Origin of the sequence: Planktophila warneckei (SeqCode), from assembly GCF_965234675.1 — a bacterium.
Taxonomy (GTDB): domain Bacteria; phylum Actinomycetota; class Actinomycetes; order Nanopelagicales; family Nanopelagicaceae; genus Planktophila; species Planktophila warneckei.
Genome location: NZ_OZ248350.1, coordinates 1,016,606 through 1,041,338, shown reverse-complemented (window position 1 = coordinate 1,041,338; position 24,733 = coordinate 1,016,606). Strand labels below are relative to the sequence as shown.

31 protein-coding genes and 1 other RNA gene are annotated in these 24,733 nt (G+C 43.8%); 26 read left to right on the top strand and 6 right to left on the bottom strand.

Translation table 11 applies throughout. The annotated features are described in order from the left end of the window. Nucleotides 1-48: 48 nt before the first annotated feature. From rnpB to AC8GFU_RS05410, 7 genes are all read left to right on the top strand, one after another. An RNA gene (gene rnpB / locus AC8GFU_RS05440) (RNase P RNA component class A) lies at nt 49-419 on the top strand. 148 nt (nt 420-567) lie between these two features. Beyond that, a complete protein-coding gene (locus tag AC8GFU_RS05435; protein WP_506626133.1) occupies nt 568-900 on the top strand; it encodes a TipAS antibiotic-recognition domain-containing protein in 333 nt (110 codons plus the stop codon). A 44-nt stretch (nt 901-944) separates the two neighbouring features. After that, nucleotides 945-1,355 (top strand): hypothetical protein, encoded by a 411-nt coding sequence (locus AC8GFU_RS05430; protein ID WP_506626132.1) that lies wholly within the window; start codon nt 945-947, stop codon nt 1,353-1,355. Between the two features lie 362 nt (nt 1,356-1,717). Beyond that, on the top strand, nt 1,718-1,951 hold the full coding sequence (locus AC8GFU_RS05425) for a helix-turn-helix transcriptional regulator (RefSeq protein ID WP_506626131.1): 234 nt from the start codon (nt 1,718-1,720) through the stop codon (nt 1,949-1,951). Between the two features lie 2 nt (nt 1,952-1,953). Beyond that, the gene (locus AC8GFU_RS05420; protein WP_506626130.1) at nt 1,954-2,499 is read left to right on the top strand and encodes a hypothetical protein; all 546 of its coding nucleotides are present in this window, start codon (nt 1,954-1,956) and stop codon (nt 2,497-2,499) included. Nucleotides 2,500-2,557: 58 nt separating this feature from the next. Then, on the top strand, nt 2,558-2,770 hold the full coding sequence (locus AC8GFU_RS05415) for a DUF4287 domain-containing protein (RefSeq protein WP_506626129.1): 213 nt from the start codon (nt 2,558-2,560) through the stop codon (nt 2,768-2,770). 30 nt (nt 2,771-2,800) lie between these two features. After that, the gene (locus AC8GFU_RS05410) at nt 2,801-3,304 is read left to right on the top strand and encodes a DinB family protein (RefSeq protein WP_506626128.1); all 504 of its coding nucleotides are present in this window, start codon (nt 2,801-2,803) and stop codon (nt 3,302-3,304) included. A 5-nt stretch (nt 3,305-3,309) separates the two neighbouring features. Here AC8GFU_RS05410 and AC8GFU_RS05405 read toward each other — a convergent pair whose 3' ends face one another. Beyond that, nucleotides 3,310-4,299 (bottom strand): LacI family DNA-binding transcriptional regulator, encoded by a 990-nt coding sequence (locus tag AC8GFU_RS05405; RefSeq protein WP_506626127.1) that lies wholly within the window; start codon nt 4,297-4,299, stop codon nt 3,310-3,312. A 116-nt stretch (nt 4,300-4,415) separates the two neighbouring features. Between AC8GFU_RS05405 and AC8GFU_RS05400 the strand changes: the two genes are divergently transcribed. The 8 genes from AC8GFU_RS05400 (at nt 4,416) to AC8GFU_RS05365 (ending at nt 12,279) form a co-directional block, all read left to right on the top strand. Continuing rightward, nucleotides 4,416-5,609 (top strand): sugar ABC transporter substrate-binding protein, encoded by a 1,194-nt coding sequence (locus AC8GFU_RS05400; RefSeq protein ID WP_506626126.1) that lies wholly within the window; start codon nt 4,416-4,418, stop codon nt 5,607-5,609. Nucleotides 5,610-5,775: 166 nt separating this feature from the next. Further along, a complete protein-coding gene (locus tag AC8GFU_RS05395; RefSeq protein WP_506626125.1) occupies nt 5,776-7,236 on the top strand; it encodes an ABC transporter permease subunit in 1,461 nt (486 codons plus the stop codon). 33 nt (nt 7,237-7,269) lie between these two features. Beyond that, nucleotides 7,270-8,124, top strand: a complete 855-nt coding sequence (locus tag AC8GFU_RS05390) for a sugar ABC transporter permease (protein WP_506626124.1) — start codon at nt 7,270-7,272, stop codon at nt 8,122-8,124. A 6-nt stretch (nt 8,125-8,130) separates the two neighbouring features. Further along, entirely contained in the window at nt 8,131-8,988 is an 858-nt protein-coding gene (locus tag AC8GFU_RS05385) for an alpha/beta hydrolase-fold protein (RefSeq protein WP_506626123.1), read from the top strand. Beyond that, the gene (locus AC8GFU_RS05380; RefSeq protein WP_506626122.1) at nt 8,988-9,542 is read left to right on the top strand and encodes a GDSL-type esterase/lipase family protein; all 555 of its coding nucleotides are present in this window, start codon (nt 8,988-8,990) and stop codon (nt 9,540-9,542) included. Before AC8GFU_RS05385 ends, AC8GFU_RS05380 begins: the two co-directional genes overlap by 1 nt. A 58-nt stretch (nt 9,543-9,600) precedes the next feature. Then, entirely contained in the window at nt 9,601-11,082 is a 1,482-nt protein-coding gene (locus AC8GFU_RS05375) for a multicopper oxidase family protein (RefSeq protein ID WP_506626121.1), read from the top strand. Between the two features lie 235 nt (nt 11,083-11,317). Continuing rightward, on the top strand, nt 11,318-11,659 hold the full coding sequence (locus AC8GFU_RS05370; protein WP_506626120.1) for a zinc ribbon domain-containing protein YjdM: 342 nt from the start codon (nt 11,318-11,320) through the stop codon (nt 11,657-11,659). A gap of 8 nt (nt 11,660-11,667) precedes the next feature. After that, complete coding sequence (locus tag AC8GFU_RS05365) at nt 11,668-12,279, top strand: DNA-3-methyladenine glycosylase family protein (protein WP_506626119.1); 612 nt, start codon at nt 11,668-11,670, stop codon at nt 12,277-12,279. On the opposite strand, the gene AC8GFU_RS05360 is transcribed toward AC8GFU_RS05365, so the two are convergent. The 3 genes from AC8GFU_RS05360 to AC8GFU_RS05350 are packed head-to-tail and all read right to left on the bottom strand — an operon-like array spanning nt 12,280 to nt 13,484. Further along, nucleotides 12,280-12,642 carry a TipAS antibiotic-recognition domain-containing protein gene (locus AC8GFU_RS05360; protein WP_506626118.1) on the bottom strand — a complete coding sequence of 121 codons (363 nt, stop codon included), beginning with the start codon at nt 12,640-12,642 and terminating at the stop codon, nt 12,280-12,282. It abuts the gene before it with no gap. 9 nt (nt 12,643-12,651) lie between these two features. Continuing rightward, the gene (locus AC8GFU_RS05355; protein ID WP_506626117.1) at nt 12,652-13,002 is read right to left on the bottom strand and encodes a DoxX family protein; all 351 of its coding nucleotides are present in this window, start codon (nt 13,000-13,002) and stop codon (nt 12,652-12,654) included. Then, nucleotides 13,002-13,484, bottom strand: coding sequence for a MarR family winged helix-turn-helix transcriptional regulator (locus AC8GFU_RS05350; RefSeq protein ID WP_506626116.1), 483 nt, complete (start codon nt 13,482-13,484; stop codon nt 13,002-13,004). Before AC8GFU_RS05350 ends, AC8GFU_RS05355 begins: the two co-directional genes overlap by 1 nt. A gap of 92 nt (nt 13,485-13,576) precedes the next feature. On the opposite strand from AC8GFU_RS05350, the gene AC8GFU_RS05345 reads away from it, so the two are divergent. Continuing rightward, nucleotides 13,577-13,858 (top strand): hypothetical protein, encoded by a 282-nt coding sequence (locus AC8GFU_RS05345; RefSeq protein ID WP_506626115.1) that lies wholly within the window; start codon nt 13,577-13,579, stop codon nt 13,856-13,858. On the opposite strand, the gene AC8GFU_RS05340 is transcribed toward AC8GFU_RS05345, so the two are convergent. After that, nucleotides 13,855-14,283 carry a DUF1761 domain-containing protein gene (locus AC8GFU_RS05340; RefSeq protein WP_506626114.1) on the bottom strand — a complete coding sequence of 143 codons (429 nt, stop codon included), beginning with the start codon at nt 14,281-14,283 and terminating at the stop codon, nt 13,855-13,857. The genes AC8GFU_RS05345 and AC8GFU_RS05340 overlap by 4 nt on opposite strands. Before the next feature lie 58 nt (nt 14,284-14,341). Here AC8GFU_RS05340 and AC8GFU_RS05335 point away from each other — a divergent pair, with 58 nt between their 5' ends. Beyond that, nucleotides 14,342-14,671 carry a YciI family protein gene (locus AC8GFU_RS05335; RefSeq protein ID WP_506626113.1) on the top strand — a complete coding sequence of 110 codons (330 nt, stop codon included), beginning with the start codon at nt 14,342-14,344 and terminating at the stop codon, nt 14,669-14,671. Here the strand turns inward: AC8GFU_RS05335 and AC8GFU_RS05330 are convergent. Further along, nucleotides 14,668-15,387: a DNA alkylation repair protein gene (locus tag AC8GFU_RS05330; RefSeq protein ID WP_506626112.1), complete on the bottom strand. Its 720-nt coding sequence runs from the start codon at nt 15,385-15,387 to the stop codon at nt 14,668-14,670. The genes AC8GFU_RS05335 and AC8GFU_RS05330 overlap by 4 nt on opposite strands. A gap of 194 nt (nt 15,388-15,581) precedes the next feature. Here AC8GFU_RS05330 and AC8GFU_RS05325 point away from each other — a divergent pair, with 194 nt between their 5' ends. From AC8GFU_RS05325 to AC8GFU_RS05285, 9 genes are all read left to right on the top strand, one after another. Beyond that, nucleotides 15,582-16,571 carry a TerC family protein gene (locus tag AC8GFU_RS05325; protein WP_506626111.1) on the top strand — a complete coding sequence of 330 codons (990 nt, stop codon included), beginning with the start codon at nt 15,582-15,584 and terminating at the stop codon, nt 16,569-16,571. Between the two features lie 55 nt (nt 16,572-16,626). After that, nucleotides 16,627-17,463, top strand: a complete 837-nt coding sequence (locus AC8GFU_RS05320; protein ID WP_506626110.1) for an undecaprenyl-diphosphate phosphatase — start codon at nt 16,627-16,629, stop codon at nt 17,461-17,463. Continuing rightward, nucleotides 17,460-18,092, top strand: a complete 633-nt coding sequence (locus tag AC8GFU_RS05315; RefSeq protein ID WP_506626109.1) for a DsbA family oxidoreductase — start codon at nt 17,460-17,462, stop codon at nt 18,090-18,092. The genes AC8GFU_RS05320 and AC8GFU_RS05315 overlap by 4 nt, the downstream gene beginning before the upstream one ends. A gap of 3 nt (nt 18,093-18,095) precedes the next feature. Next, nucleotides 18,096-18,668 carry a DUF1801 domain-containing protein gene (locus tag AC8GFU_RS05310; RefSeq protein WP_506626108.1) on the top strand — a complete coding sequence of 191 codons (573 nt, stop codon included), beginning with the start codon at nt 18,096-18,098 and terminating at the stop codon, nt 18,666-18,668. Between the two features lie 42 nt (nt 18,669-18,710). Next, the gene (locus tag AC8GFU_RS05305) at nt 18,711-19,616 is read left to right on the top strand and encodes an oxygenase MpaB family protein (RefSeq protein WP_506626107.1); all 906 of its coding nucleotides are present in this window, start codon (nt 18,711-18,713) and stop codon (nt 19,614-19,616) included. A gap of 83 nt (nt 19,617-19,699) precedes the next feature. Next, nucleotides 19,700-21,259 (top strand): metallophosphoesterase family protein, encoded by a 1,560-nt coding sequence (locus tag AC8GFU_RS05300; protein WP_506626106.1) that lies wholly within the window; start codon nt 19,700-19,702, stop codon nt 21,257-21,259. Nucleotides 21,260-21,261: 2 nt separating this feature from the next. Further along, the gene (locus AC8GFU_RS05295) at nt 21,262-22,221 is read left to right on the top strand and encodes a YHYH protein (protein ID WP_506626105.1); all 960 of its coding nucleotides are present in this window, start codon (nt 21,262-21,264) and stop codon (nt 22,219-22,221) included. Beyond that, nucleotides 22,218-23,513: a metallophosphoesterase family protein gene (locus AC8GFU_RS05290; protein WP_506626104.1), complete on the top strand. Its 1,296-nt coding sequence runs from the start codon at nt 22,218-22,220 to the stop codon at nt 23,511-23,513. The genes AC8GFU_RS05295 and AC8GFU_RS05290 overlap by 4 nt, the downstream gene beginning before the upstream one ends. After that, the gene (locus tag AC8GFU_RS05285) at nt 23,514-24,665 is read left to right on the top strand and encodes a YbhB/YbcL family Raf kinase inhibitor-like protein (RefSeq protein WP_506626103.1); all 1,152 of its coding nucleotides are present in this window, start codon (nt 23,514-23,516) and stop codon (nt 24,663-24,665) included. The last annotated feature ends 68 nt before the right edge of the window (nt 24,666-24,733 follow it).

Here is a 24,733-nt window from a genome sequence, read left to right as displayed (position 1 = left end):
TAAAGGGATTACAAGAACGCATGCATTGCAAGTATCCTTATTACTAGAAGAGTCGCCCGGATCACCGCGTTGTAGCTCTAGATTAATTTCTAGACTGGACCGAGGAAAGTCCGGACTTCGCAGAGCAAGGCGGTGGGTAACTCCCACCCGGAGCAATCCGCGGGAACAGTGCAACAGAAAGTAAACCGCCAACAGCAATGTTGGTAAGGGTGAAACGGTGGTGTAAGAGACCACCAGTAATTGCAGTAATGCAGTTAGCTATGTAAACCCCGCCTGAAGCAAGACCACGCAGTTGGCGTTTGAGAGCTGCTCGCTCAAGTCAACGGGTAGGTTGCTTGAATCTGTAAGCAATTACAGATCTAGATGGATGGTGATCCCTCGCAAGAGGACAGGATCCGGCTTATAGGGCGACTCTTCTTTAAATTAGCGATTAGTGGCCATTTCCCGTGCGGAGATGGTCACTTTTCCATTACAGGTTTAAACAAAACCTAAACAAAGTTTGCGATTATTTGTGGGCAAAAACGTGGGCATGTGGGCAAAAACGTGGGCACGAATTAGAATGAGTTTGTGAAATTTGGTATCCATTCCGAGCAATATCAGAACAATCATTCAAAAGAAGAAGAGCAGAAATTCACTCAAGTATTCGGCGAATTAACATCTGAGTTTGCTTCAAAAATGGCTGAGGGAGTTCAAGCAGGGGATGAGAGCGTTCAGGCTCTGGTGAAGCAACATTACGATTTCATACTTCAATTCTGGACTCCAACGAAAGAGGCTTATAAGTCACTTGCTATGAGTTACATCCTTCCGTCCTCGTATAGAGACCACTATGAGGAAATAGCGAAGGGGTTAGGCAAGTTTCATTACGATGCTGTTTGTATATGGGCTGACAACAATCTATAAATTGCCTCCGGCTTATAGGGCGACTCTTCTTTTATAATTACAAAATGCAATCGTTTTCAAGTAAAGGCATAAAAATTGGCCTGGGCATCAGAGGAATTATTGGTGCAATAGTTCTAGGTTTTATATGTCTGTATCAACCACTTTTTGATAATGATGCGAGTCTCACTTGGGCAAGAATATTGCTTGTTCTAGCTGCAGCCGTGTATGTCGCCTTCTCCATTATTTGGGATAGAAAATTCCTGCCGCTTACCAATATTCAATTAATCGCTGCTGTGTTGCTTCTCGGAATATCCCTAGCTACCGGAGAAATTCTTTTTGTCGCATTGGGGTTATTCCTTCACGCGATTTGGGATTTATGGCATCTAGCAACTGAAAAGCGATATGTTCCATGGTGGTATGCGGGGGCGTGCATATATGTTGATCTGGCAGCTGTGGCATTAATTGTGATGATTTAACTTGCAATTCTTTGGGGGCAATTGCGGGGGCAAACTTAAGAATTGAGCGTGACCTCACGCATAACAATGTCGTCTCCGACTTATAGGTCGACTCTTCTTTATTTACTCCGACGTTTACGAAACCAAGCTTTTGCAGCTTTGAACTTCGCATCAACCCAGACATTCAATCGACGAGCCCACTCGTACTTTTCCTGCAGAAAGCGAGTGCTGAGCAAAATTATTGGAATACCGAATTCGGGTAGCAATGGGGTTATTAAAATACCTATCGGCAGAAGGATGAAGCCAATAACTAGATTTCTCGACACGTCCAGCCTCACTTTCATAATGTTGTATTAATGCTACATAGCATATATGCTACAACTATGAGTCGCAATCCTGAAGAACCGGTCTACAACCGCATCGATGAAGCACGTGTTGCCTTAGGGCTATCTAGGCAGGATCTTGCCGATAAGGCTGGGGTGCACTACCAAACCATTGGTTATCTAGAACGTGAGGAATACAGTCCCTCACTTGTTCTGGCTATCCGTATTGCTAAATCTCTAAACCAAGAGGTTTCAGAGCTCTTTTCACTGACCCCATTTAAGAAAGGAAAGTAACGATGTCTAAGAAGAATAAGTTTTACTGGTTTGAAGGCGTCACTGAAAAAGGAGTGAAATCCTTACTAGCTGATGAGAACTCAAAATACGGATGGCTTCGACCTCAGCGAAATCGCAGAGTCCTTGTTGCCCTAATGGTCGTGGGCCTTATTGCAGTGGCAATGGGGAGTTACTGGCCAACCTTGAAAACGAATATGAACTTGTCTGACGGAACTTCGGTAGTTGTCTATTCAGTGACAGCGATACTTGTAATCTTTATTGTTCTTGGTGGCTACTCCCTCCTACGTATCAGCGTGAGGTCAATTGCAGATGCCCCTGATGAACTACTAGATGAGCGCCAAATACAGGTTCGTAATACGTCAATTAGATATGCCTACTATGGGATGGGTTATGTAGTTCTTGCGCTCTTATCATTAACATTTTTTGGGCCTGAATTAAAGATGTTCCAAGCAGAAGGCAATGATGGAAGTTATCTGATGATTGCAACCTTGTTTGCCTATGGGTCAATGCCTTCTATGGTTATGGCATGGAGAGAACGGGATATCTGATCCGGCTTAAAGGGCGACTCTTCTTTATTTTTCCTCCCATGTAATTTAAGGTTTATTCATGGCAGAGAAAAAGGTAATGGGTCCAGCGTCGTACTTTCCTTCAATTGAAAAGAAGTATGGAAAGCCGATTGAGCATTGGATGAAAGAACTTAAGAAGGTTTCGAAGTTGGCGCATATGGAACAAGTGGCACACTTGAAAGAGAAGTTTGAGATGGGACATGGTCATGCAAATGCTTTGGTTGCATACTTCCGAAAGAAAAACGGCCTGTAATTCTTTTAATTAAATAGGTTAAAATCGACTATGACTATCGCACTTGATCGTTTAATTGCCCATATGGCCTGGGCTAATCAGAAGACAATTGAGCACCTACAGACTCTCCCGGATGAAGCATTAAAAGCTTTTGCTACAAACCCTGATTGGTTTGTAGCAGAGATTGCCCATCACATAGTCGATAGTGCGGACCATTACGCATATCGAATATCCGGCAAGCCGGCGCTTACGCAACCAGGTGATCCATGCATCGCAGATGTCAATGCAATTGCTGATTTACAACGCTTGAAAGAACAGGCAGCGACAGTTGATTCCTTATTAGCTGAATGCGTAAAACTCGATGATGTCCAAATTGAATTCACGAATTTTGAAGACAAACTTGTTAAACGTTGGAGATCAACCATCCTGTCTCAGGCTATCCATCACACAACCGAGCACCGAGCTCAAATCGCATCAGCATTAGAGGCAAAGGGCTTTACTCCTATGAATCTAGATGATCTTGATCTATGGGAGTTTGAGAAAACCAACGGCTAATTTAGTTAATGGATGTGGGTTGCCGATCCTCGGTCAACGAAGTCGCCAACCCACAATTCAGTACGCTTCTTTTTATTGTTTTTTCCTGCTTCGATTGATTCAACCATCATTTTTCCGCATGATCTTGCCATCTCATATGCATCAAAAGTTACAGTTGAAATAGTGGGGTGGGTTGATTCTGCTTGGCTTTCAAGCATATTTACGCCGATGATCGAAAGATCTTTAGGAATCGACAACCCATTACCCTGTGCGGAGTTCACAAAACCGATAGTGGCTGCATCCAGTAGTGAAACAATTCCAGTAATAGATGGATGCTCTTTTTTGAAACGAGCTGCCAAATCAGCGCCACTTTCTTCTGAATTTGGAATATCAATCGCCTTAAGTTTAAGTTTCAGAAGAGAGGCTTCAGTTTTTAAATGTTGAGGAATAGGGGCATCTGACAGGAGTACTCCAATATGAGTATGACCAAGGTCCTTCAATTTAGATAAGGCAATCCGGTCAACATTTTCAAAATCTCGATCTACGAAGTTGTACTTAAATCCAACATCTGTGCGCCCCAGAACAACAAAAGTAACCTTTTCTCGATTCAGAAGATGTACTCGCTGATCGTTTTCCTTGACGTTCATCAAAATCACGCCACCGGAAAAGTTAGATTTCATCAAAAGATTCACATCGGCGTCATCATCATTTGAAACCGGCCAGATAACGCTGTGGAAACCAGATTCTCGGACTCCGTCGACGATTCCGTCGACGAGGGCACCATTAATTCGAGATGAAGGGGTCGTGAACAAGTTCGAGATCATCATGGTGACCATCCGTGGAGCTCCGCCTGCTAAGGCCGCCGCCGCATAATTTGATTTATATCCAGCCTGATCGATCGCAGATAGAACACGCTTTTTGGTCGCCTCACTGATTGGGCGCTTTCCTGAGAGTACGTAGGAGACGGTGCTTTCAGAGACGCCAGCTAACTTCGCAACATCAGCACGTGTTGTCACTAGCGAACTCCTAACTCACAAAACATGGGCCGCAACCCTTGACTCTTACTTTGGCTGTATGTACATTACATCATTGTCGACGCGCGTCGACGAATTAAAGGAACTAAGGGGGATTTATGAAGTTGCATCGTTTGGGAGTTGGTCTCCTGGGTGTTTCTCTAGCATTTTTCGGTTCGATGGCGCCTGCACAGGCAGCCGGGTCAATCACCGTATGGGTTAACTCTGGTGAAGAGGCCTCATACAAGGCTGCATCTGCAGCATGGTCAGCAAAGACAGGCGTATCTGTAAATATCGTCGCAAAGTGTGGCCTTGGAGATTGCGGAATGAGCAAGCTCGGTCCAGCTGGTGCGGGTCCAGATCTATTTACTGCCTCTCATGACAACACTGGTTCATTAGTTAAGTCAGGTGTTGTTACTTCTTTGAGTTCTGTTGTTAACAAAGCTTCATACCCATCTGCGGTTCTTTCCGGAGTTACTTTCAACTATCAGCAGTGGGGAATTCCAATCGCTGTTAGCAATATTGCTCTCGCAACAAACTTGAGTCTTGTACCAGCTGGTGCGCCAAAGAGTTGGAAAGAGCTTGAGAGCACAGCAACATCACTAATTTCATCAGGCAAGGCAAATGTTGGAATCGTTACTCACCTTGATGGTTACTTCATGCAGCCATTCTTTGATTCATTAGGCGGATATGTTTTCGCAAACAAGAATGGTTCATATACAAATACTAAGCAGGTTGGTTTGAATTCAAAGGCGCTTGCGAAGAATGCATCGCTTATGGATTCATGGCTAGACAAGAAGATCTTTGACAAGGCTAATACTTATGATGGTTCAAACTTCTCAAATGGCAAAGCTCCATATGCGATTGTTGGACCTTGGTCAATTGATGGGCTTGATAAAGCTGGCGTGAAATATCAAATTTCAAGCATTCCTTCAATTAACGGTGGCACAGCACGTGCATTCAGTGGTGTTACAGCTGTTTATATGAACCGATATGCCAAGAACAAGTTCTTGGCGAAGCAGTATTTGGTTGAAGTAGTTCAATCTGCTGCATTCAGCAAGGCAATCACTGCAGCAAATAACAGCTACCCAGCAAATATTGAGGCAGCTTCAAGCATCGATCCAAACAGCGTTGCTGGAAAGTTCGGTGCATACGGTGCAGTTTGTATCCCAATGCCAAATGTTTCAGAGATGAATCAGGTGTGGACATACTGGAACAACGCATTTGCTGATTGGGCAAGCGGTAAAGCTAAGTTTGGTGCAGCCATGGAATCTGCATCAAAGAACCTGAACAAGGCTCTAGGTAACAGCTAAATCTGCTTGATAAGGGACCTTGGTGCACGAGGGTAAATCACCAAGGTCCCTTTCAGCATTTTGCAACTTAGATTAAATTTCAGAGAGGGGGATCGTGAATATCAAAGCTGTATCAAAAGGAAGCAAGTATCTGTTCGCCTTTGGATTCATTCTGATCCTTCTGGTGATGGGCACGAAGCTTTTTCAGGATAAAGCCTGGTTCCTAGCGATATTTTTCTATGTCTCCGCAGCTCTGATCTTCTACACATATTCAATAAGCAAGAGCACGCCGGCTAAGTATTTATTGCCAGGCGTCCTGCTTTTAACCCTTTTTCACATTTATCCAGCTTTTTATTCAGGTGCGGTCGCATTTACAAACGACTCCAATGGCCATCAACTTTCTAAAGAGCAAGCTATCGCTGCAATTGTGCAGGATTCAAAAGTACCTATCGACACTCAAGAACCAGTCAGATACCAAACACTTATTGAAGAAGGCTCAAAGAAAGTTTTCGTTTTGTTCAAATATGAAAGTGGAAACTATTGGCTCAGCGATGGCAAAACTGTTAATCCCGTATCTCCTGATCCACGAAGTATCTTGACTGATGGAACTGTCGTTAAGTTGGGCGGCTTTACGGTTTTAAGCCCAGACGAGACCCAGGCACAAATTGCGGTACTTCAAAATCTAGTAATCAATTTAGATTCTGGGATCTCACTGCAGCCACAAGATCTAGAGAGTCTGGAAGTTTCTCAACCAGCTTTCATGTACGACGAAGCAAAAGATGAGCTGGTAAATAATCTGTCAGGTGAAATCTATGCGCCAAATGACAATGGGCAGATGGCGAGCAAATCCGGAGATGTTTTGTATCCAGGCTGGAAAGCAAATGTTGGATGGCGAAATTTCTCATCAATCATCACTGATAAGGAGATCCGTAGGCCTTTATTAGCGGTGTTGGTATGGACCTTTGCCAACGCATTCTTACTTGTTTTTATTGGCTTCCTGATGGGCCTGGTCTTAGCTCTAATTTTCAATTTTCCCGCTCTTCGATCTAAAAGGTTTTATAGAACTATTTTCATTATTCCAATGGCAATTCCAAGTGTTCTCTCGCTTCTGGTTTGGTCGGGTCTTTTTACAGCAGAGACTGGCGTTATCGATCGTCTGTTTCATGTCTCGATTCCATGGTTAACCCACCCATGGTGGGCTCGCGTTGCGGTATTGATTGTTGAACTATGGATCACTTTCCCGTATATGTTCCTAATAACTACTGGCGCGATTCAAGCCATTCCTGGTGAAATTTTAGAAGCGGCCGCAATTGACGGAGCAAGCCCATATAAGTCATTTACTCAGATCAAACTTCCGCTAGTTGTTAGAACAGTGGCTCCACTTTTGGTTGCCTCTATCGCAATGGCACTAAACAATTTTGGTGCAATCTATTTACTTACTGGTGGAGGACCAACATTTCCTAATTCAAATGGAAATGCCGGAGCCACGGATATCTTGATCTCATACACATACAAGCTCGCATTTAATTCACAAGAGGGAAATAACTACGGACTAGCAAGCGCTCTTTCTATTCTGAACTTCTTAATTGTTGGACTGATCTCTATTTATGGTTTGAAGAAAATGAAGACTATGGAGGGGATCAATTAAATGAGATCACATGACTCCACTAAAAATAGAAAAATGCGCTTCTGGCTTAAAAAGGTTTTGTGGCGCCACGTAGTTGGAATTGTCGTAGCTGCCTTCGCTCTATTCCCACTGGTATGGATGATTTCAGCTGCCTTTGATATCACCGGTCAAATCAGTACTCAGCAGTTGATTCCGGTTCACAAGGGATTGGACAACTTTGTTCAGCTTTTTAATAACAAGGAAAAACCTTTTGGTATATGGTCCAAGAACTCATTAATCATTGCCATCTCGGCAGCCGGGATGCAGGTAATCATCGGTGCCCTGGCTGCGTATTCACTCAGCCGCCACAGATTTAGAGGAAGAAAGCTCACCCTTTCAACGATCTTGATTGTACAAATGTTTCCGCAGTTACTTGCGGCTACAACTCTATTCTTAATTATCAATACTTTCGGAAGAAGCTTTGCATTCTTAGGCTTAGGGCATCAACTTCCCTTAATCCTAATTTTTGGTGGATCTGCGTTAGGTGTAAACACCTGGATGTTGAAGAGTTTCTTTGACACCTTGCCAACTGAAATAGATGAAGCCGCAAAAATTGATGGAGCGGGACATTTTGAAATCTTCAGGAAAATTATCATTCCATTGGCAACACCAATTTTCGTCGTCACATTCTTGCTCTCCTTCATCGGAATAATTAATGAGTACCTCATTACCTCAGTAATTTTGGGCCTCGATGGAAAAAATATGACAGTCGCAGTTGGCCTGCAACAATTTATATACGGTCAATATGGAAAGAATTGGGGACCATTCACGGCAGGTGCTTTATTGGCAACAATTCCCGTAATGACACTTTTCATTTTCCTCCAGAAGCACCTTGTTTCAGGTTTAGTCAGCGGATCGACGAAGGGCTAATGAACAGTGATTGATCTTGAAGAGTTCCAAGTCCGCGGTGTCAGTGGAAGCATTAAAAAGGTGCGCATTGGAAAACGCACCGTTGACTATTGGACACCCAAGAACCCCGGCAAACACATAATTGTTGCCTTCGATGGCCAGAATGTTCTAGATAAAAGAAACATTGGAATCAACCCACACCAGAGGGCAACGTGGGAGTTGGCTCAATCAGCTGTCAGAATCGCTAAAAAAAATAACATCGTTGCTCCTACAGTTATTTGCGTTTATCACACCCCGTATAACGAAGATAATTTAGGCAGATTGAAGGAGTACACCCCTAAACGTTTCATGGGGCATCCTGATAATTGGATGATTGAAAGTTATGGTCTTTACAATGTTCAAGTTGATAGCTTTTTAGCTGATTTAGATGCTGACCAACTAATTGCTGACATAACAGAAACAATCGTTCCTCAAATTACCTCACGCATTAATCAGAACATTTCACCAGAGAGCACAGCCATTATCGGCGCAAGCATGGGCGGATTGGCAGCTATTTATTCCACTATTGAAAGACCGGACTTCTTTCACACAGCGCTCAGTTTTTCCCCGCACTGGGTAATAGGTGGGGATCCATTGGCAAACACAATGATGAACGAGTTCCCATTGCCGGGAAAACATAAATTGTGGATGAGCCGCGGAACCAAAGGTCTTGATGCTCTATACGAGGGATCACAAGATTTAGCTAACAAACAGATCAAAGCTCGCGGATATATAGAGAATAAGAATTTAGTCACACGCGTTTTAAATAAAGGCGCTCATTCAAACGCCACATGGGCGCACTATGCCCCTGCGGCTTTGGATTTTTGGATGAAGGAAGGAATCTAATGAAAAGAAGAGTCGTATTTGCCGGAGACAGCATTGTGCATGGGGGACCATGGCAATATTGGTTGCAAAAGCATTATGTTACAAATTTTGCTTTTCCAGGACATACGACCGAAGACTTGGATGCACTTATTCCTGCGATCGTAGCTTCACAACCAGAAATTCTCATTGTGATGATTGGTACAAATGATTTTGGAAAGCATCGCCTTCCAGAAGAGCAGGTAATCGCAAATGTATTGAATGTCGCTACCAAGCTAAAAAATGCATTGCCAAACATTCCAATCATTTGGCATTCTCTTACCCCCAGAAGTGATGAATTCTCACAAAGTATGATCGAAGTGAATGCAAAAATTCGTCCAGAATTAGAAAGATTGGGCTTCGTATATCACGACATATTTTCACTTTTGAAGAGTAAAGAAGAAGATAAACTCGAGTTAAAGTATTGCGAAGATCCAGAAACATTTGGTTTACATTTAAATAATTTGGGGTATGAAAAATGGTATGAATCTCTCGGCCCTGTTATTGACTCAGAGCTTTCCCAATCGGAAGTCCACTAATCGGAAAATTCTTTTTGGTAATCGAGTTTAAATCATCCAATAGAGAGTGGGAAATATAATGACTAAAAACCGAGTAAACAGCGGTGGAATCGATAGAAGGAGTTTCTTAAAGGCAAGCGGAGTAGGCCTTGGCGCGGTTATATTGCCAAGTTTCTTGAACTCTCAATCCGCCGATGCTGCTTCTGTTTCAAATGCGCTCTGGATCCCACCGAAACTTTCTGGCAAGGTATTTAACTTAAAGCTCTCCAAAGGAACAAAACAAATTGCAAAAGGGGCGCTCACTAATACATATAGTTATAACGGTGCTGGCTTTTGGGGCCCTACTTTGTTTATGAATAAGGGCGACAATGTGACGTTGAATGTTACAAACAACCTTACTGAATCAACCACAACTCACTGGCATGGAATGCATTTACCCGCGGAGATGGATGGCGGACCAATGCAGGAGATTAAAGTTGGAAAGACCTGGTCGCCCAAGTTCAAGGTTATGAATAACGCTGCCACCTACTGGTATCACCCGCACATGCACCAAACCACTCAGAAGCAATTAGCTCTTGGTGCCGGTGGATTCATTTTTGTTCAGGACTCCATCGAAGCGGCCTTGGCGCTTCCGCGTACATATGGAGTGGACGATATTCCTCTGGCACTTGGTAGTCGCACTCTTTCCTCTTCAAATCAAATTGGCACAACCACGATTTATGGGGACACGATGCTCACCAACGGCGTTGCTAATGCCACAGTTTCCCTACCTGCTCAATATGTACGGCTTCGCATTCTTAATATGGAGAGCGAACGTGTGTATAACTTGGGAATTTCAGATGGCAGGTCTTTCCATGTCATAGCTACTGACGGTGGCTTGGTGGATAAGCCCATCGCAATTAAGCGACTTTTGATGACCCCAGGTGAGCGATACGAGATTCTCATCGATTTATCCAACAATAAAGTTGGTTCCTCGCTCTCATTGAAGGCGTTTAATAAAGGATTGGCTTTTGGGTATGGGGGCGGCGAGCCCGCTCAATCTGGTCAATTTGGAAGTTTATTGAACAACAATGATTTTGATGTTTTGAAGATCATTGTAGTAAAGCCAACATCAAAAGGAATTGCCACTTTGCCAACAGTATTAACTAAGAATGCATTCCCCACTCGAGCTCAAGTTACGAATTCGCGCACAATCGCGATAACCGACAAGGGTCCTGGAACACCATTCACATTTGATGGAAAAAGTTATGACATGGATACTATAAATCAGCATGTAAAGCTCGGGGCCACGGAAGCTTGGACCATTACTAACGACGAGATTTTTGGTCATTCATTTCATATTCACGATGTCCAGTTCAAAATCGTTTCCCGTAGTAGTGGAGCTATTCCAGTGTATGAGCAAGGATGGAAAGATACTTTCTCAATTCAACGCAATGAGAAAGTGACTTTTATAGCCAAGTTTGATGACTATTCAAGTTCTGAGTGGCCCTTCATGTATCACTGTCACATGGCAAACCATGAAGACGGCGGGCTTATGGGTCAATTCCTTGTAGAAGCGTAGTTTCCGGCTTATAGGGCGACTCTTTTTAAATTATTGTTACGTGTCCATGGCCGCACGTAAGCGTTTCCTGTTGTTGATGGGTATGGTGCGTTGGTATCAATCGTTTCTATCGGGGATGTCGTTAAGAATTACGTGGATGAACTCGACTCCGAGAGCCAAGCTCTGAAAGATTACGTCACAAGCACGGATTAACTCCCCGTAACTCAAATTATTTTTTAGCAGTTAAACTTTGGGCATGAGCGAATTACCTCCGTGTCCTGAATGTAAGTCTGAGTACTCCTACGAAATGGGAGCACTACTTGTCTGCCCTGAATGTGCGCACGAGTGGAATCCTTCGGAAGAGGTAGGGGAGCAGGCTCGCGTCATCAAGGATTCAGCAGGAAATGTGTTGTCCGATGGTGATGATGTAACGATTATCAAAGACATGAAGGTAAAGGGCAGTTCAAATACCTTGAAGGTTGGCACAAAGGTTCGCAATATCCGTTTGGTAGATGGACCCGGAGATCACGATATCGATGCAAAGGTCGATGGTTTCGGGCCAATGAATTTGAAATCAAGCATAGTAAAAAAGGCTTAATTTCAGCAATGGAGCGCGCAAAAGAGTTAGCAGCAATTAATCGAAAGATCATAAAGATTGATCCTGCCTTTGCCCCTGCAATTAAGAACCTTGCGCCATGCACATTTGGATTAGAGAAACCGAAGGTAACTCAGTATCAGTCCTTAGTTAGAGCGGTAATTGCCCAACAAGTTAGTACCGCTGCCGCACGAACTATTTCAGGACGCCTGCAGGAAAAATGCGGAGGAACGATTACCTCTTATAAAGTCGGCGCACTCTCACTAAAGCAGCTGCAATCTATTGGGCTTACTGGTGCAAAGGTTCGAACAATTAGCGAATTAACTGACGCATCACTGTCTGGTGAGATTAACTTTCGCAAATTTACACATATGACCGATGAAGAAATCATCAACGATTTAGTGCCTTTGTTTGGAATTGGCCGCTGGACCGTAGAAATGTTCTTGATCTTCCATCTTGGTCGTTTAGATGTCTGGCCAGTCGATGACCTCGCAGTGCGCCGCGGTTGGGATAACCTTCATGGAAATTCAGAGCCAATTAAGCCTAAGGCGCTCAACGCTTTAGGAGATCAATTTGCGGGTATGCGAAGCGTTGTTGCTTGGTACTGCTGGAGAGCTTCTTAATTACTGATTGATAATTGCATCGTGAACATATTGAGCTAGTCCACGCACGCGACCGTCGTAATACTCTTTAAATCGTGGATCTTCGATGTACATAACCGCAAGATTCTTTTGCATTTCAACTGAGCAATCGTAAAACCACTTTGTGATCGCATCTCTGTGCGCACGTACAGCTTCCTGGGCCTTAGGGGAGTCGATTGGAAGTGAATTACCAAAGGCGTAAACAAAAAGCTCTGTTGCAGCTTCTTGATCTACCTTTGCGGCTTGGAAATCATCCTTTGAATACTTTGATGTTTTAGCCTGGGATTGTCGGTAAGCGTCGGTATCTCCCCAACGCTTACCAACCTCATCCTCGTATTCGTACATGTAAAAAGTTTAGCGCTGTAGCTGCAAAACTGTTGTAACGATTGAGATGATCAAGATTCCAAGTGCCGCACCAAAATCTGCTGGCCCATGCTTCTTTGAGAAGTGAATCAACACGGCAACTGCGAAGTACAACAACAAGCATGCTGTCGCAAGAGCGCCTAGACCTGGAAGCCAGATACCGGCGATAACTCCAAGACCGCCCGCAATTTCAAGGAATGCCAGAACTGGAACCTGGTTTGGCTTCACGCCGACCTTATTCATGGCTGCCATAACATCTGGCACCTTCTTTAGCTTTGAAATTGCAGAACCGATTGCCGCAAAGGACAAGAGGGAACCAAAAATTATGAGTGCGATTTTCATTAGATAGCTGCTTTCTTATTGATTGGGTGATTTTCTCTCATGTGAGCTGCAATAGCCTCTGAAATTTCGATGAGAGCTTCTTTTTGCTTATTTGTTAAGACCTCGCTGAAACAATGGTTAATTTCTAAGGATTGAAGTGGAACAGCCTTTTCAGCAATTATTCGCCCAGCGGGGGTAATGCTTACATCAAAGCATCGTGCGTCAGATTCGCTCTGAATCTTCTTCACGAGCCCAGATTCCTGCATTCGAGTAATTTGATGGGACATACGACTGGTTTCCCAGCCAAGTCCAATTGCAAGTCGATTCAAATTTACAGACGCTTTTGGAAGTTCTGACAAAGCCATCAAAACAACATATTCAGAACTAGTTATGCCTGAGTGGTTGGTTATCTGCCGACCTAAATGCGGAAGTAGTCGTGTACCAATTTTGTGGAACGCTCTCCACGCTTGTGAATCAAGTTCCTTCATTCCTTTTTGTGCCACACGAATAGGTTATCGCAATTAGTTGACATGTCAAGTAATTAACCATAAAGTTCAGGGGCTGAATCATGCAACACTGACGGGGAGTTAATTACATGAAGAGTTTTATGGTCATTGCACGTTTTAAGGATGGCGCTACTCAAGATGAAATTAAGTCATTGATTCCTGCAGAAGTAGCCCAAGCAAAGCTTCTTGAAGAAAAAGGCCTCATTGGAATAATTAAGGTGGCCATGCCAAAGAGAACAGTGTTCTTGGAAGCTTTTGCCGAGAGCGAAGCAGAGGCGACAGAATCAATTAAATCTCTGCCAATGTCAGTGATTTGGGATTTTGAACTCTTCGAAACAACGCCTCCAGCTGGAGTTGCTTTAACGAATTAATTAAATGAAGTGATGATTGCGCCAGCGATTGTTAAATTGATCGCGTCATTTGCAGTTTCGATAATCCATACTTTTAGTGATTCTCCACCAAAGACTCGATGGCTCAGAGATGCAAACATTCCAATACCCACGCCAAGTGCAAGGCCGACGAGCGAGCCATCGACTACTGAAAATTCTGGATTATTAGCTTGAAGCGAATTAATGATCAAACCTAGAGTCAGAGTTTGAATCAAAATGCCAACAATTGTTCCTCCAAATAGAAGGGCTGGCTTGTTTTGCTCACCAGTTAACTGACCTGAAGCATTGCCCTTTGCCTTCATCCATACCGGGTAGAAAGTCTTTGGTCCGAACCAAATAGCACCGCTTACAAATGAAACAATGAATGCAATAAGTACGCCTACGAAATTTAACTCTGAAAATATCATGCAAGAATTTTACATACTGGCTTTGAAATATCAGGTAATTGGGCTTTATTATTTGCGTATGCGCTTCTTGATTTCAGTTATAGCCACCAAAACAAGCCCAGCACACACCCCTGAAGAGATCAAAGCCATCGATGATTTCAATGACAAAATCGAGGATGCCGGGCAACGATTATTCGCATGTGGCATGGAATCTCCAGACAATGCCTTCGTATTTGATGATCGAACCGGAAAATCAGAGTCAGTTCCTGGCCCGCTGAATGCAACAACTGAGTACGCCAGTGGTTTTTGGATCATAAAGGTAGATTCTTTAGAAACAGCAAAACAGTTGGCTGCTGAAGGCTCTGCTGCATGTAATCGTAAGACCGAGCTCCGCCCACTTCACGGCTAACGCTTACTTTCCACCAACCACTTCTTGCGCTCTTGTTCCGGTAATTTTTCAATTGCGTATCGCAACATGGTTCTAGGCATCTCATGAGCATGCTCAGTTAAGAATATACGCAGAAGCATCACATCGCGTTTTCCTGCCTCACGAAGCATCCAACCAACACCTTTATGAATAAGGTCATGGTCATCGTTCATTAACAACTTGGCGATTGCAATTGTTAAATCCAATTGACCAACGCGAATAAAGGAAAAGGTGAAGATGATGGCAACACGCCTTTCCCAAAGATTCTTGGATTTTGCTAACTTAGTTAGGACAGAAAGTGGATCATCAGATTGAATTAAGTATTCTCCAATAATCGGAGCATTGACATCAATCAGGTCCCAATTGTTTACATTGCCAGCCTTGATGTTTTTTACAAAGAAGTCGTAATACTTCTTCTTTTGATCTCTGCCCTTCAATTTCTTATATTGATTGCAAAGTATAAAAAGTCCGCACATTCGAACCTCATGAATTGGAGAATCGACGAGTTTCGTAATTTCACTAATTGGCAACTCTTTATGAGTGGCGGCAACTTTTCGAATGTCAGGAACGACCACACCAATGAAGAGATCACCCTCACCGTACTGACCTGGACCTGTTTGAAAGAAGCGCTGCAGGTCAAAAGCCTTACTTTTACTGGCCATTTCCTGAAGTTCCTTCAGAACTTGCTCTGCGCCCATGAAGACACGATACATAAGTGGAGGCTTGAATTTGCGGCACGGTTAACGCCCCCTTAGAATTAAATTAATTAAGGGGAGTACCTAGATACAGCTACCTCGTCAATACGGTGTAAAAACCCGGGGCGCTGGCCGTTTTACGGTTAGGGAGACCTTGGCCACGTTAAACAATTACGCGAGTCAAGGGAGAAATAACAATGGAAGTTTCATCAACGATTTGGGCGATAACGGTTGGGTTAATTGCAACCTTAATCGCCATTGATCTATTTACATCTAGTCGTACAGCACATGATGTTAAGTTCAAAGAAGCTGCAGCTTGGACATCCTTCTATGTAAGCATCGCACTTGGCTTTGGTGCCTGGGTGTGGAGTTACTTCGGTTCGACTTTCGGAACCGAGTTCTTTGCCGCTTATTTAGTTGAGTACTCCTTATCTATCGATAACTTATTTATCTTCGTAATTATCTTGGCTCAGTTTGCCGTGCCAAGTATTTACCACCAGAGAATTCTGCTAATCGGTGTAATGCTTGCGCTTGTATTGCGCGCAATCTTTATTGCAATCGGTGCTGCAGCACTTGGTGCATTCTCATTCACATTTGTAATCTTCGGAGCAATCTTGGTTTGGACAGGCGTTGGTCTATTCAAGCACTGGGATGAAGATCCAGAACCAAACGACAACTTTATGGTTCGCACAATTCGCAAGCGTGTAGCAATGGTTGATGAGTTCCACGGAACTAAGTTGTTTATCATGCTCAACGATAAGCGCTATGCAACTCCTATGTTCTTGGTGATCATTGCCATTGCATCGACAGACCTTCTGTTTGCACTGGATTCAATCCCTGCAACATTCGGAGTCACGTCACAGACCTTCTTGGTCTTTACTGCCAACGCTTTTGCGCTGCTAGGACTTCGCGCTCTGTACTTCTTACTCAAGGGCTTGCTAGATAAGTTGATTTACCTATCTCTAGGTCTCTCATTTATCTTGATGTTTATCGGTGTAAAGCTGATCATGACCTACTTACATGAGCAGTTCCACGATATTCCAAAGATTCCTACACCTGTAAGCCTTGGAGTAATCGCTTCAATATTGGCTATTTCTACTGTGGCTAGCTTGATTAAGTCCAGCAAGGACCCATCGGCAAAAGCACATGCTGGAAGAATCACAGGGGAGCACGACGCAAAAGAGTAAATCTCTTGGCGCACTAGTTACTATTGACCTCTACTAATAGCGACAGGGGCTCAGTATGTTCTCGGCAATCTTTTTAGGAATTGTTCAAGGACTTACTGAGTTCCTTCCTATTTCATCTAGTGCACACATCCGCATCGTGGGCGAGTTCATGAATAAAGCCCAAGATCCAGGTGCTCGATTTACAGCTATTACTCAAATCGGCACCGAGCTTGCGGTACTTATTTTCTTCCGCAATGAAATCAAGGCAATTGTGGTGTCATGGGTCAAGCAAGTTCTGCTCCGTGCTGAATTGTCAGCTGAAGGAAAAGGCCAAGCTCGCATGGGTTGGCTCATTATTGTTGGCAGTCTTCCAATCGTTGTCTTGGGCTACCTAGGTAAAGACATCATTACAAACGATCTTCGTTCCCTCTGGCTGATCGCATCAGTGATGATCATCTTCGGTTTGATTTTGGGTTTTGCTGACAAAGTCGGCAAGAGTGAACGCACACTGGATCAACTCAATTCAAAACATGGAATTTTGTACGGTGCAGCACAAGCGCTTGCACTAGTTCCAGGCGTATCTCGATCTGGCGCAACAATCGCGATGGGTCGCTTTCTTGGATACACCCGTCAAGCAGCTCTTCGTTATTCGTTTTTATTAGCCCTTCCTGCAGTCTTTGGAAGTGGCCTGTATGAATTAAAGGATGCCTTTTCGTCAGATGCAGCACCAAATGTCTTTTCGATCCCCGAAACGCTAGTCGCAACTGGTGTTGCCTTCGTCATTGGCTACATCGTTATTGCGTGGTTGTTGAAGTTTGTATCCACAAAGAGCTTCCTCCCATTCATTATTTATCGCGTATTCCTTGGCTCATTAATTCTTGTTCTTCTTGCGACTGGCGTGATTAATTCATGATTATTGATGTGTGGTCTGATGTTGTCTGCCCATGGTGCTTTATCGGAAAGCGCCGCTTAGAAAAGGCACTTTCTGGCTTTGAGCACAAGGATGAAATCATCATCCGCCATCGTGCTTTTCAATTACAACCAGATGCACAAGGCGTTGTTCCAACAGGAAAGCATTTAGCTGAAAAGTACAGAGTCTCTGCAGACCAAGTAAAAGAGATGCAGGCAAATGTTTGCGCGGTAGCCGATGGCGAAGGCCTTTGTTACAACCTCGATGACACCCTATCTGGCAATACCTTTGATGCTCATCGAGTTCTTCTATATGCAGCGACTATCAACAAACAGGATGAATTACTAGAAGCGATGTATTCAAGTTACTTCGAAAACTCTTTGCCTCTGTTTTCTCACCAAGATATTTGTGCAGTTTCCGAATCTGTTGGAATTCCAGCAGTAGATGTGATGAATGTATTGGAATCAGATCAATTTACAAATGAAGTTTTGGCAGACCGCGACATGGCTACCCAACTAGGGGCGACAGGGGTGCCCTTCTTTGTAGTGGATATGAAGTATGGAATTTCTGGCGCGCAACCTTTGGAAGCGTTCGTTGAAACTATTAATGCGGCTTGGAACGAACGGGAGTAAATCGTGAGCAAGGCGTTAGTCGATAAGCACCTGAAGAAGTTCGAAATAGGGCAGCGCGCAATCCTTCAAAACCTGCGCGAAATGATCGCAGCAGAACTACCGACCGCAACAGAAACCATCAAATACGGAATCCCAACATTTGTTATTGAAGGTATTGGGGTATTTGGTTATGACGGCTACAAGAACCACAACAGTGTATTTCCGTATAGCGGCTCAACGACTTCGCTCTTAAAGGTAGAGCTTGCCCAATACGAACAAACAAAAGGTTCCATTCACTTTGCTGTTGACAAGAGATTTCCAAAGCCACTTTTAAAGAAGATTATTAAGGTAAGAATTCAGCAGCTAAATACTGCATATCCAAAGAAGACTGGTGAGTTTCTAGAATTTTATGGAAACGGAGTCTTGAAGGCTACGGGCAAGATAAAGAATGAAGAGATGCACGGCGATTGGAAGTGGTTCCGTAAAGATGGCGTAATCATGCGCTCTGGAACATTTAAAGCAGGAAAACAAGTAGGTGTGTGGGTTACCTATGATCAAAAGGGAAAGCCTTACAAGAAAACAAACTTCGGCTCATAATTTCAATTGGCGCAGCATTAAGCCTGCTTCTACGATTACCCGGTGTTTGAATTCCATAAGTTTCCGCTGACAAAGCCTCTGGCAGATAAGTTCCGCGAGAATGTTTCAGGATCTAAAGATGGTCGTCCTGATTGGGTGAACACAATCGCGATTGGTTCAGGTCCTGGCCTTTTCGGTCCAGGTAGCGCTGTGTGGCAAGTTCATGGATGTATCGCAACTTTAGTTGGGGGAGTCAGAGCTCTTTTATTGCAGGCCGCTCACCCCGCTCCGCTTTCAGGCGTTGCGGAACATTCTCGATATGAATCTGATCCATTAGGCCGATTAGCCGGAACAACTCGTTGGCTAACGGTTACAACATTTGCTGCAGCAGAAGTTATTGAGCGAGAAGCAGCCCGAGTAAATGCAATGCATGATCATGTAAAAGGTGAATTCAAGAACAAACAAGGACATGATCAGAGCTACAAAGCAAAAGATCCACGATTCTTATTGTGGGTGCACTGCGCATTCACTGACTCGTTCTTGAAAGCACACCTTGCGCTAGGTTATTCAATCGAGCAAGGCGCAGATGCATATGTCGCTCAATGGAGTAAAAGCGCAGTTCCACTTGGTCTGATAAATGCTCCGAAGTCTGTCGCTGAATTAGAAGCCACACTTGATGATTTCCGAAAGAATGATTTGGCAACTGTTGCACGAACTGCCGAAGTTGTTCGTTTTATTTTGAACCCTCCATTTGATGGTGCAGGTAAATTCTTTTACAAAGTTATTTCAAATGCCGCAATTGCAACATTAGATCAGCATGAATTGACACTGCTTGGATTGGAAAAGCGATCAAAGTTATGGCTTCGAGTTTCACGAGTTAGCTTGGATATTTTCTTAGCAATATTGGGTCCTGAACCGCCAGCGATGCAGGTAGCTCGAGAGCGAATTGAGCGCACCTCGCCTGCATAACACATGGTTTTCTCAGGGTATTTGACCCAAACCTTTACCAATATTTTGATGCAAATACTTTGCAAGACTTCTACCGTTTTCACATGACAAATGACTCCGCATACCTGTTGAAATCATGGGCGAAAGCTCCAATTACCCGTAGATCACTTCTGTTGATGGCCGCTACAACAGCTGTTGCAGGCACATCCATTGGAAAGGCGATCGGTGTTACCGCTCCTGTAATCACCCAAGTTCTGGGCCGACCAACTGAAACATCAATCGCCATAAGTGTTTTATCTTCACAGCCGATTGCAACATTTGTTGAGTACGGAACTTCTAAGACAAGGTACTTAGGCAAGACCGCCCAACTGCAGACAGCTCCAAGTTCACCAGCAGTCTTTGATATTAAAGGATTACGTGCAGGAACCAAGGTTTATTACCGAGTCAATTACAAGGGTACATCTGATGCCAACTTTGTAAATGGAAAGCAGTATTCATTCACCACGGCCCGCAAGGCTGGGTCTACCTTTGCATTCTCAGTTCATGGTGACACACACCCAGAGCGAGCAGGCAAAATGTTTAACGCTGAACTTTATGGAGTCACGCTGGCGAATATTGCGGCACAACAGCCTGATTTTCACATCATGATGGGTGATGATTTCAGCATCGATCCACTTATTGGTAAGGGACAAGCCGACAAAGCAAATGTTGAGAAGATTTATAGCACCCATAGAAATTGGTTAACCACCGCAACGAGTTCCGTTCCACTTTTCTTGATCAATGGAAATCACGAACAGGCTGCCGCGTACTTATTGGATGGTACCGAAACTAACCCAGCGGTTTTGGCCGGTAACGCGCGCTTAAAGTATTACCCGCTGCCCGCACCAGACTCATTTTATTCAGGAAATACAACTCCAGTTGCAGGTGTAGGACTTCCTCGAGATTACTACTCATGGACTTGGGGAGATGCATTATTTGTAACTCTGGATCCTTATTGGCATTCAAGTAACCCGGTGGACAACGTTGCTGGCGTAGAAGATCCAGCAGCTACCAAAGGCGGTGGCGGTGCTGGGGGAAATAAGAAGGGTGGAGCTACTCCTGTAGCAACCGCACCTTCAGTTCCAACTGGAAATGGAAAGGTAACAAATTTATGGAATATTGGAATTGGCGATGAGCAGTATGCATGGCTCAAAAAGACTTTAGAAACAAGTAAGGCTAAATATAAATTTGTGTTCGCCCACCATGTGATGGGCACTGGGCGCGGTGCTGTGGAGGTTTCAACAAACTACGAATGGGGTGGCAAGGATCCAAAGGGACAATCAACTTTTGCCAAGGAACGTCCAAATTGGGAGTTACCAATTCATGATCTTATGGTCAAGAACAAAGTTTCTATCTTCTTTCAAGGACATGATCACATTTTCTGCACACAAGAACGTGATGGACTGATTTATCAATCGATGCCAAACCCTGCAGATGACACCTTCTCTATGTTCAATGATGATGCATACACGAGCGGAACTAAGGCACCTAATTCAGGGCACGTTCGAGTAACTGTCGCACCAGCACAGGCAAAAGTTGAATACTTCTTGGCGGCAAGAAGTAAAGATACAAGTCGCAAAAACTTAAGCGTGGCACACAGCTACGTTATTAAGCCAAAGGCTTAAAAATGGATCATGAGCATGAGGTTAGACATTTAACGGATGTAGATCGACGAAGGTTTCTTCAGCTTTCAGGTTTTGCAACAGGACTGGTATTTGCTAATTCAATACTTTCACTTGAATCGGCTTCAGCGCTTCCGGCTGCAAAACTTCCAGGATTTACTGCCTTTGCAAAAACAGTAAAAGTTTTCAAAAGCGATAAGTACTATCTAGTTGAAAGCAATGGAATTCCAGCCCATCAAATGATGGTTGGGATTAAGAGCTGGCAGCAGCAAGTTCCAACAGTTCAGAATTATGCTGGAACAAACGCATGGTCTATCCCGATTAAGCCTGTGATCGCCGCCAACCCAATGTCAGCAAAGGATCACTTCCTGCGAGGCGCGATTGCAGTTGCCGTAAATGGAGTACCGATCTTTAACGCGCTTAATAATCGAGGCGATGACGCCCTTCTTTCAGGTGAGCTAGATGATTGGGGAGGCCACTGCGGTCGCGCGGATGATTATCACTATCACATCGCACCAACCCATCTGCAAACAATTGTTGGCAAGAAAGTTCCAATAGCGTATGCACTTGATGGTTTTCCCATCTATGGTGAAACAGAAGTTGATGGCAAGAAAGTAACTGGGTTAGATGCCTTTAATGGCCACTTTGATTCGAAAAAGAATTATCACTATCACGCCACAAAAACATATCCATATATCAATGGTGGCTTTAAAGGTGTTGTGACTGAGATTGGGGGACAAGTTGATCCGCAGTCACTCACTAAGGCATTTAGGCCAGCGGGCGAACCTTTGCGCGGTGCAGTAATTACAGGATTGGAACGTGTTGGCGATTCATCATTTGATTTGAAGTATTCGCTGAACGGAAGTGATTATCACGTGAAGTACACGGCCTCACTTAAAGAGGTAACTATGCAGTTTATTGATTCGACAGGTTCCACAAGGACAGAGGTGTATCAGCGCAAATGAGTAATCCATTTAATTTCATGAATCGACGTGGTTTTCTCAAGGCATCACTCCTTGGAATCCTCACAAGCACGCCAGTAGGAAAAGCCATGGCTGCAGTTCCGGTCACCGCTAAGTTGTTCGGCACGGCAACCTCAAACTCCTTCACTGTCGCGATTGCTTCAACCACCACTGTGAGGGCCTACATTGAATACGGATATAGCAAGAGTGCAATTGTAGGCAAGACTCCCTTTTTCAACATAGCTAAAGGGTCTACACAAAATATTTCGGTCACGAATTTGAAGGCTAACGCCTTGGTTTATTACAAAGTGAAATATGCCGTGGGAACCAGCTTGAACTACTCATCGCTCACTCAAAGAAGCGTCAAAACCGCTATCGCTGAACAACTTTCCTCAAACACCTTTGCAATTCAGGCCGATCCTCATATGGATGAAAACTCAAGCGCCGAAGTGTATGAAGGAACTCTTAAGCAGATTGTTGCTGCTTCTCCTGCATTCTTAATGGATCTTGGGGATATTTTTATGGTCGACAAATTGCCTAATAAAACTGAGGCAAATATTCGCGGTCGCTTTGAGTTAATGAAGGGGTATTACCAAAAACTCGGAAGTGTTCCACTAAAGATTTGTTTGGGTAACCATGATGGCGAACTGGGATACAGCAGCTTTAATACTAAGAAATATCGCAAAGAGTACTTTCCAGAGCAAACAGGCGAACTTACGTACTTCTCATTTACCGGTCCAGATCAGCTCCACGTGGTGTTAGATCCATTCACATACACGATGAAGAATCCAACCGCTGCTGGATGGGAATGGACCTTGGGTAAGACTCAGTACGACTGGTTGGTGGACACTCTCAAGAATTCTAAGGAAAAGCACAAATTCATTTACATTCACCACTTGTTAGTTGGTGATCCGACTTCTCGAGGGGGAGTTGAGATCGCAATGAAGAATGAGTGGGGCGGCAAGAATAATGATGGAACTTATGGTTTCGATGCGAATCGTCCTGGATGGGGAAAGCCAATCCACCAGCTGTTATTAGATTACAAAGTTGGATTTGTTTTTAAAGGTCATGATCATTTGTATGTAAAGCAAGAACTTGATGGCATCATTTATCAAACAGTTCCGCAACCTAGTCATCCAGGTGACAAAATCAATGTCAATCAATATGGATACATATCAGGTAAAGGTGTTGGCGGCTCTGGCTTCCTCAAGGTTTCTACTTCTGGCAATCAGGCAAAGGTTGACTTCATATTGTTCGACGGCAAAGTTGCTGACACTTACACGAGAAATGCATAAATGAAAAAACTAATAATCTTGCTGATAACGCTCGCTTCGCTTTCAGTACCATTGCAATCGCAAGCCGCTGTTAGCAAGAGTGTTGCCTTTCAAGCTGAGGTGTGGGCAGATAATTGGTTTGCGCTGTATATAAACGGTAAGAAGGTAGGGGAAGACTCAACTCCCATCACGACCGAGAAATCCTTCAATAGCGAAAAGATCAAATTTTCCGCGACCTATCCGTTGACAATTGGCGTAATAGCTAAAGATTTCACTGAAAATGCATCAGGCCTTGAATACATCGGAAAACCAAATCAACAAATAGGTGATGCAGGAATCATTTTTCAAATTCGGGAAGTTGTGTCAGGCAAAGTCATTGCCTTCTCCGGACGTGATTGGAAGGTGCTTACAATAAATAAGGCGCCCCTAAATACCGAGTGTGTTAAGTCAATTAATCCAATCTCAGAATGCAAGTCCCTAACTGTGGCTATTCCTTCTACTTGGGCAGCTTCTACGTATAAGGACACCGCATGGAAATACGCCACCGAGTTTTCAAGAGAGACAGTCGGCGTGAAAGAGGGCTACTTTGATTACTCGTGGACACCAGGCGCTGCATTAGTTTGGTCTTCAGATCTGAACTTGGACAACACAATTCTTCTTAGAAAAGTCGTGAAAGTTCAAACATCGACGACGGCAGCCAAGAGCATGACTCTGGGTAGTCCTGACTTTAAAAATGGCGGAAATCTCCCAGTTGATTTTACGTGTGATGGAAAGGGAGTATCGCCCTCGCTGAGTTGGAGCAATATTCCAGAAAATGCACAATCTCTTGTAGTAATTATGGACACGATTCCCGGCCCTTTGCGCCCTGGCGAAACTGATATTGGAAAACATTTTTATCTGACGATTTTCAATATACCAACAACTGTTTCTTCAATCTCAGCAGGTGTAACAAACATTGGGACTTTCGGCCAGAATTTTCAAGGTAAGAAGTTGGGATATACGCCACCATGTTCACAAGGCCCTGGTAGCAAGAAGTATTCAATCTACCTGTATGCACTTTCCTCTAAATTAACAATCTCTGCCATAGATGCGACCGAGAAATCACTAATTGATGCAATGAGCGGAAAGATTATTTCCATTGCAGAGATGAGCGTTTTTTACTCACGCCAATAGCAAAGTCAAACTAAGCACTAAGGGCTAGCACTCTTAGTAACAGATCACAGTAATTAGGTGATGGACGC

Coding starts and splice junctions, on each gene's coding strand:
- AC8GFU_RS05320 (WP_506626110.1), top strand. CDS start 16,627: ATGTTCTCGGCAATCTTTTTAGGAATTGTTCAAGGACTTACTGAGTTC.
- AC8GFU_RS05315 (WP_506626109.1), top strand. CDS start 17,460: ATGATTATTGATGTGTGGTCTGATGTTGTCTGCCCATGGTGCTTTATC.
- AC8GFU_RS05425 (WP_506626131.1), top strand. CDS start 1,718: ATGAGTCGCAATCCTGAAGAACCGGTCTACAACCGCATCGATGAAGCA.
- AC8GFU_RS05400 (WP_506626126.1), top strand. CDS start 4,416: ATGAAGTTGCATCGTTTGGGAGTTGGTCTCCTGGGTGTTTCTCTAGCA.
- AC8GFU_RS05375 (WP_506626121.1), top strand. CDS start 9,601: ATGACTAAAAACCGAGTAAACAGCGGTGGAATCGATAGAAGGAGTTTC.
- AC8GFU_RS05300 (WP_506626106.1), top strand. CDS start 19,700: ATGACAAATGACTCCGCATACCTGTTGAAATCATGGGCGAAAGCTCCA.
- AC8GFU_RS05415 (WP_506626129.1), top strand. CDS start 2,558: ATGGCAGAGAAAAAGGTAATGGGTCCAGCGTCGTACTTTCCTTCAATT.
- AC8GFU_RS05325 (WP_506626111.1), top strand. CDS start 15,582: ATGGAAGTTTCATCAACGATTTGGGCGATAACGGTTGGGTTAATTGCA.
- AC8GFU_RS05360 (WP_506626118.1), bottom strand. CDS start 12,642: ATGTACGAATACGAGGATGAGGTTGGTAAGCGTTGGGGAGATACCGAC.
- AC8GFU_RS05290 (WP_506626104.1), top strand. CDS start 22,218: ATGAGTAATCCATTTAATTTCATGAATCGACGTGGTTTTCTCAAGGCA.
- AC8GFU_RS05340 (WP_506626114.1), bottom strand. CDS start 14,283: ATGATATTTTCAGAGTTAAATTTCGTAGGCGTACTTATTGCATTCATT.
- AC8GFU_RS05355 (WP_506626117.1), bottom strand. CDS start 13,002: ATGAAAATCGCACTCATAATTTTTGGTTCCCTCTTGTCCTTTGCGGCA.
- AC8GFU_RS05295 (WP_506626105.1), top strand. CDS start 21,262: ATGGATCATGAGCATGAGGTTAGACATTTAACGGATGTAGATCGACGA.
- AC8GFU_RS05410 (WP_506626128.1), top strand. CDS start 2,801: ATGACTATCGCACTTGATCGTTTAATTGCCCATATGGCCTGGGCTAAT.
- AC8GFU_RS05365 (WP_506626119.1), top strand. CDS start 11,668: ATGGAGCGCGCAAAAGAGTTAGCAGCAATTAATCGAAAGATCATAAAG.
- AC8GFU_RS05395 (WP_506626125.1), top strand. CDS start 5,776: ATGGGCACGAAGCTTTTTCAGGATAAAGCCTGGTTCCTAGCGATATTT.
- AC8GFU_RS05420 (WP_506626130.1), top strand. CDS start 1,954: ATGTCTAAGAAGAATAAGTTTTACTGGTTTGAAGGCGTCACTGAAAAA.
- AC8GFU_RS05380 (WP_506626122.1), top strand. CDS start 8,988: ATGAAAAGAAGAGTCGTATTTGCCGGAGACAGCATTGTGCATGGGGGA.
- AC8GFU_RS05335 (WP_506626113.1), top strand. CDS start 14,342: ATGCGCTTCTTGATTTCAGTTATAGCCACCAAAACAAGCCCAGCACAC.
- AC8GFU_RS05285 (WP_506626103.1), top strand. CDS start 23,514: ATGAAAAAACTAATAATCTTGCTGATAACGCTCGCTTCGCTTTCAGTA.
- AC8GFU_RS05430 (WP_506626132.1), top strand. CDS start 945: ATGCAATCGTTTTCAAGTAAAGGCATAAAAATTGGCCTGGGCATCAGA.
- AC8GFU_RS05330 (WP_506626112.1), bottom strand. CDS start 15,387: ATGGGCGCAGAGCAAGTTCTGAAGGAACTTCAGGAAATGGCCAGTAAA.
- AC8GFU_RS05390 (WP_506626124.1), top strand. CDS start 7,270: ATGCGCTTCTGGCTTAAAAAGGTTTTGTGGCGCCACGTAGTTGGAATT.
- AC8GFU_RS05345 (WP_506626115.1), top strand. CDS start 13,577: ATGAAGAGTTTTATGGTCATTGCACGTTTTAAGGATGGCGCTACTCAA.
- AC8GFU_RS05370 (WP_506626120.1), top strand. CDS start 11,318: ATGAGCGAATTACCTCCGTGTCCTGAATGTAAGTCTGAGTACTCCTAC.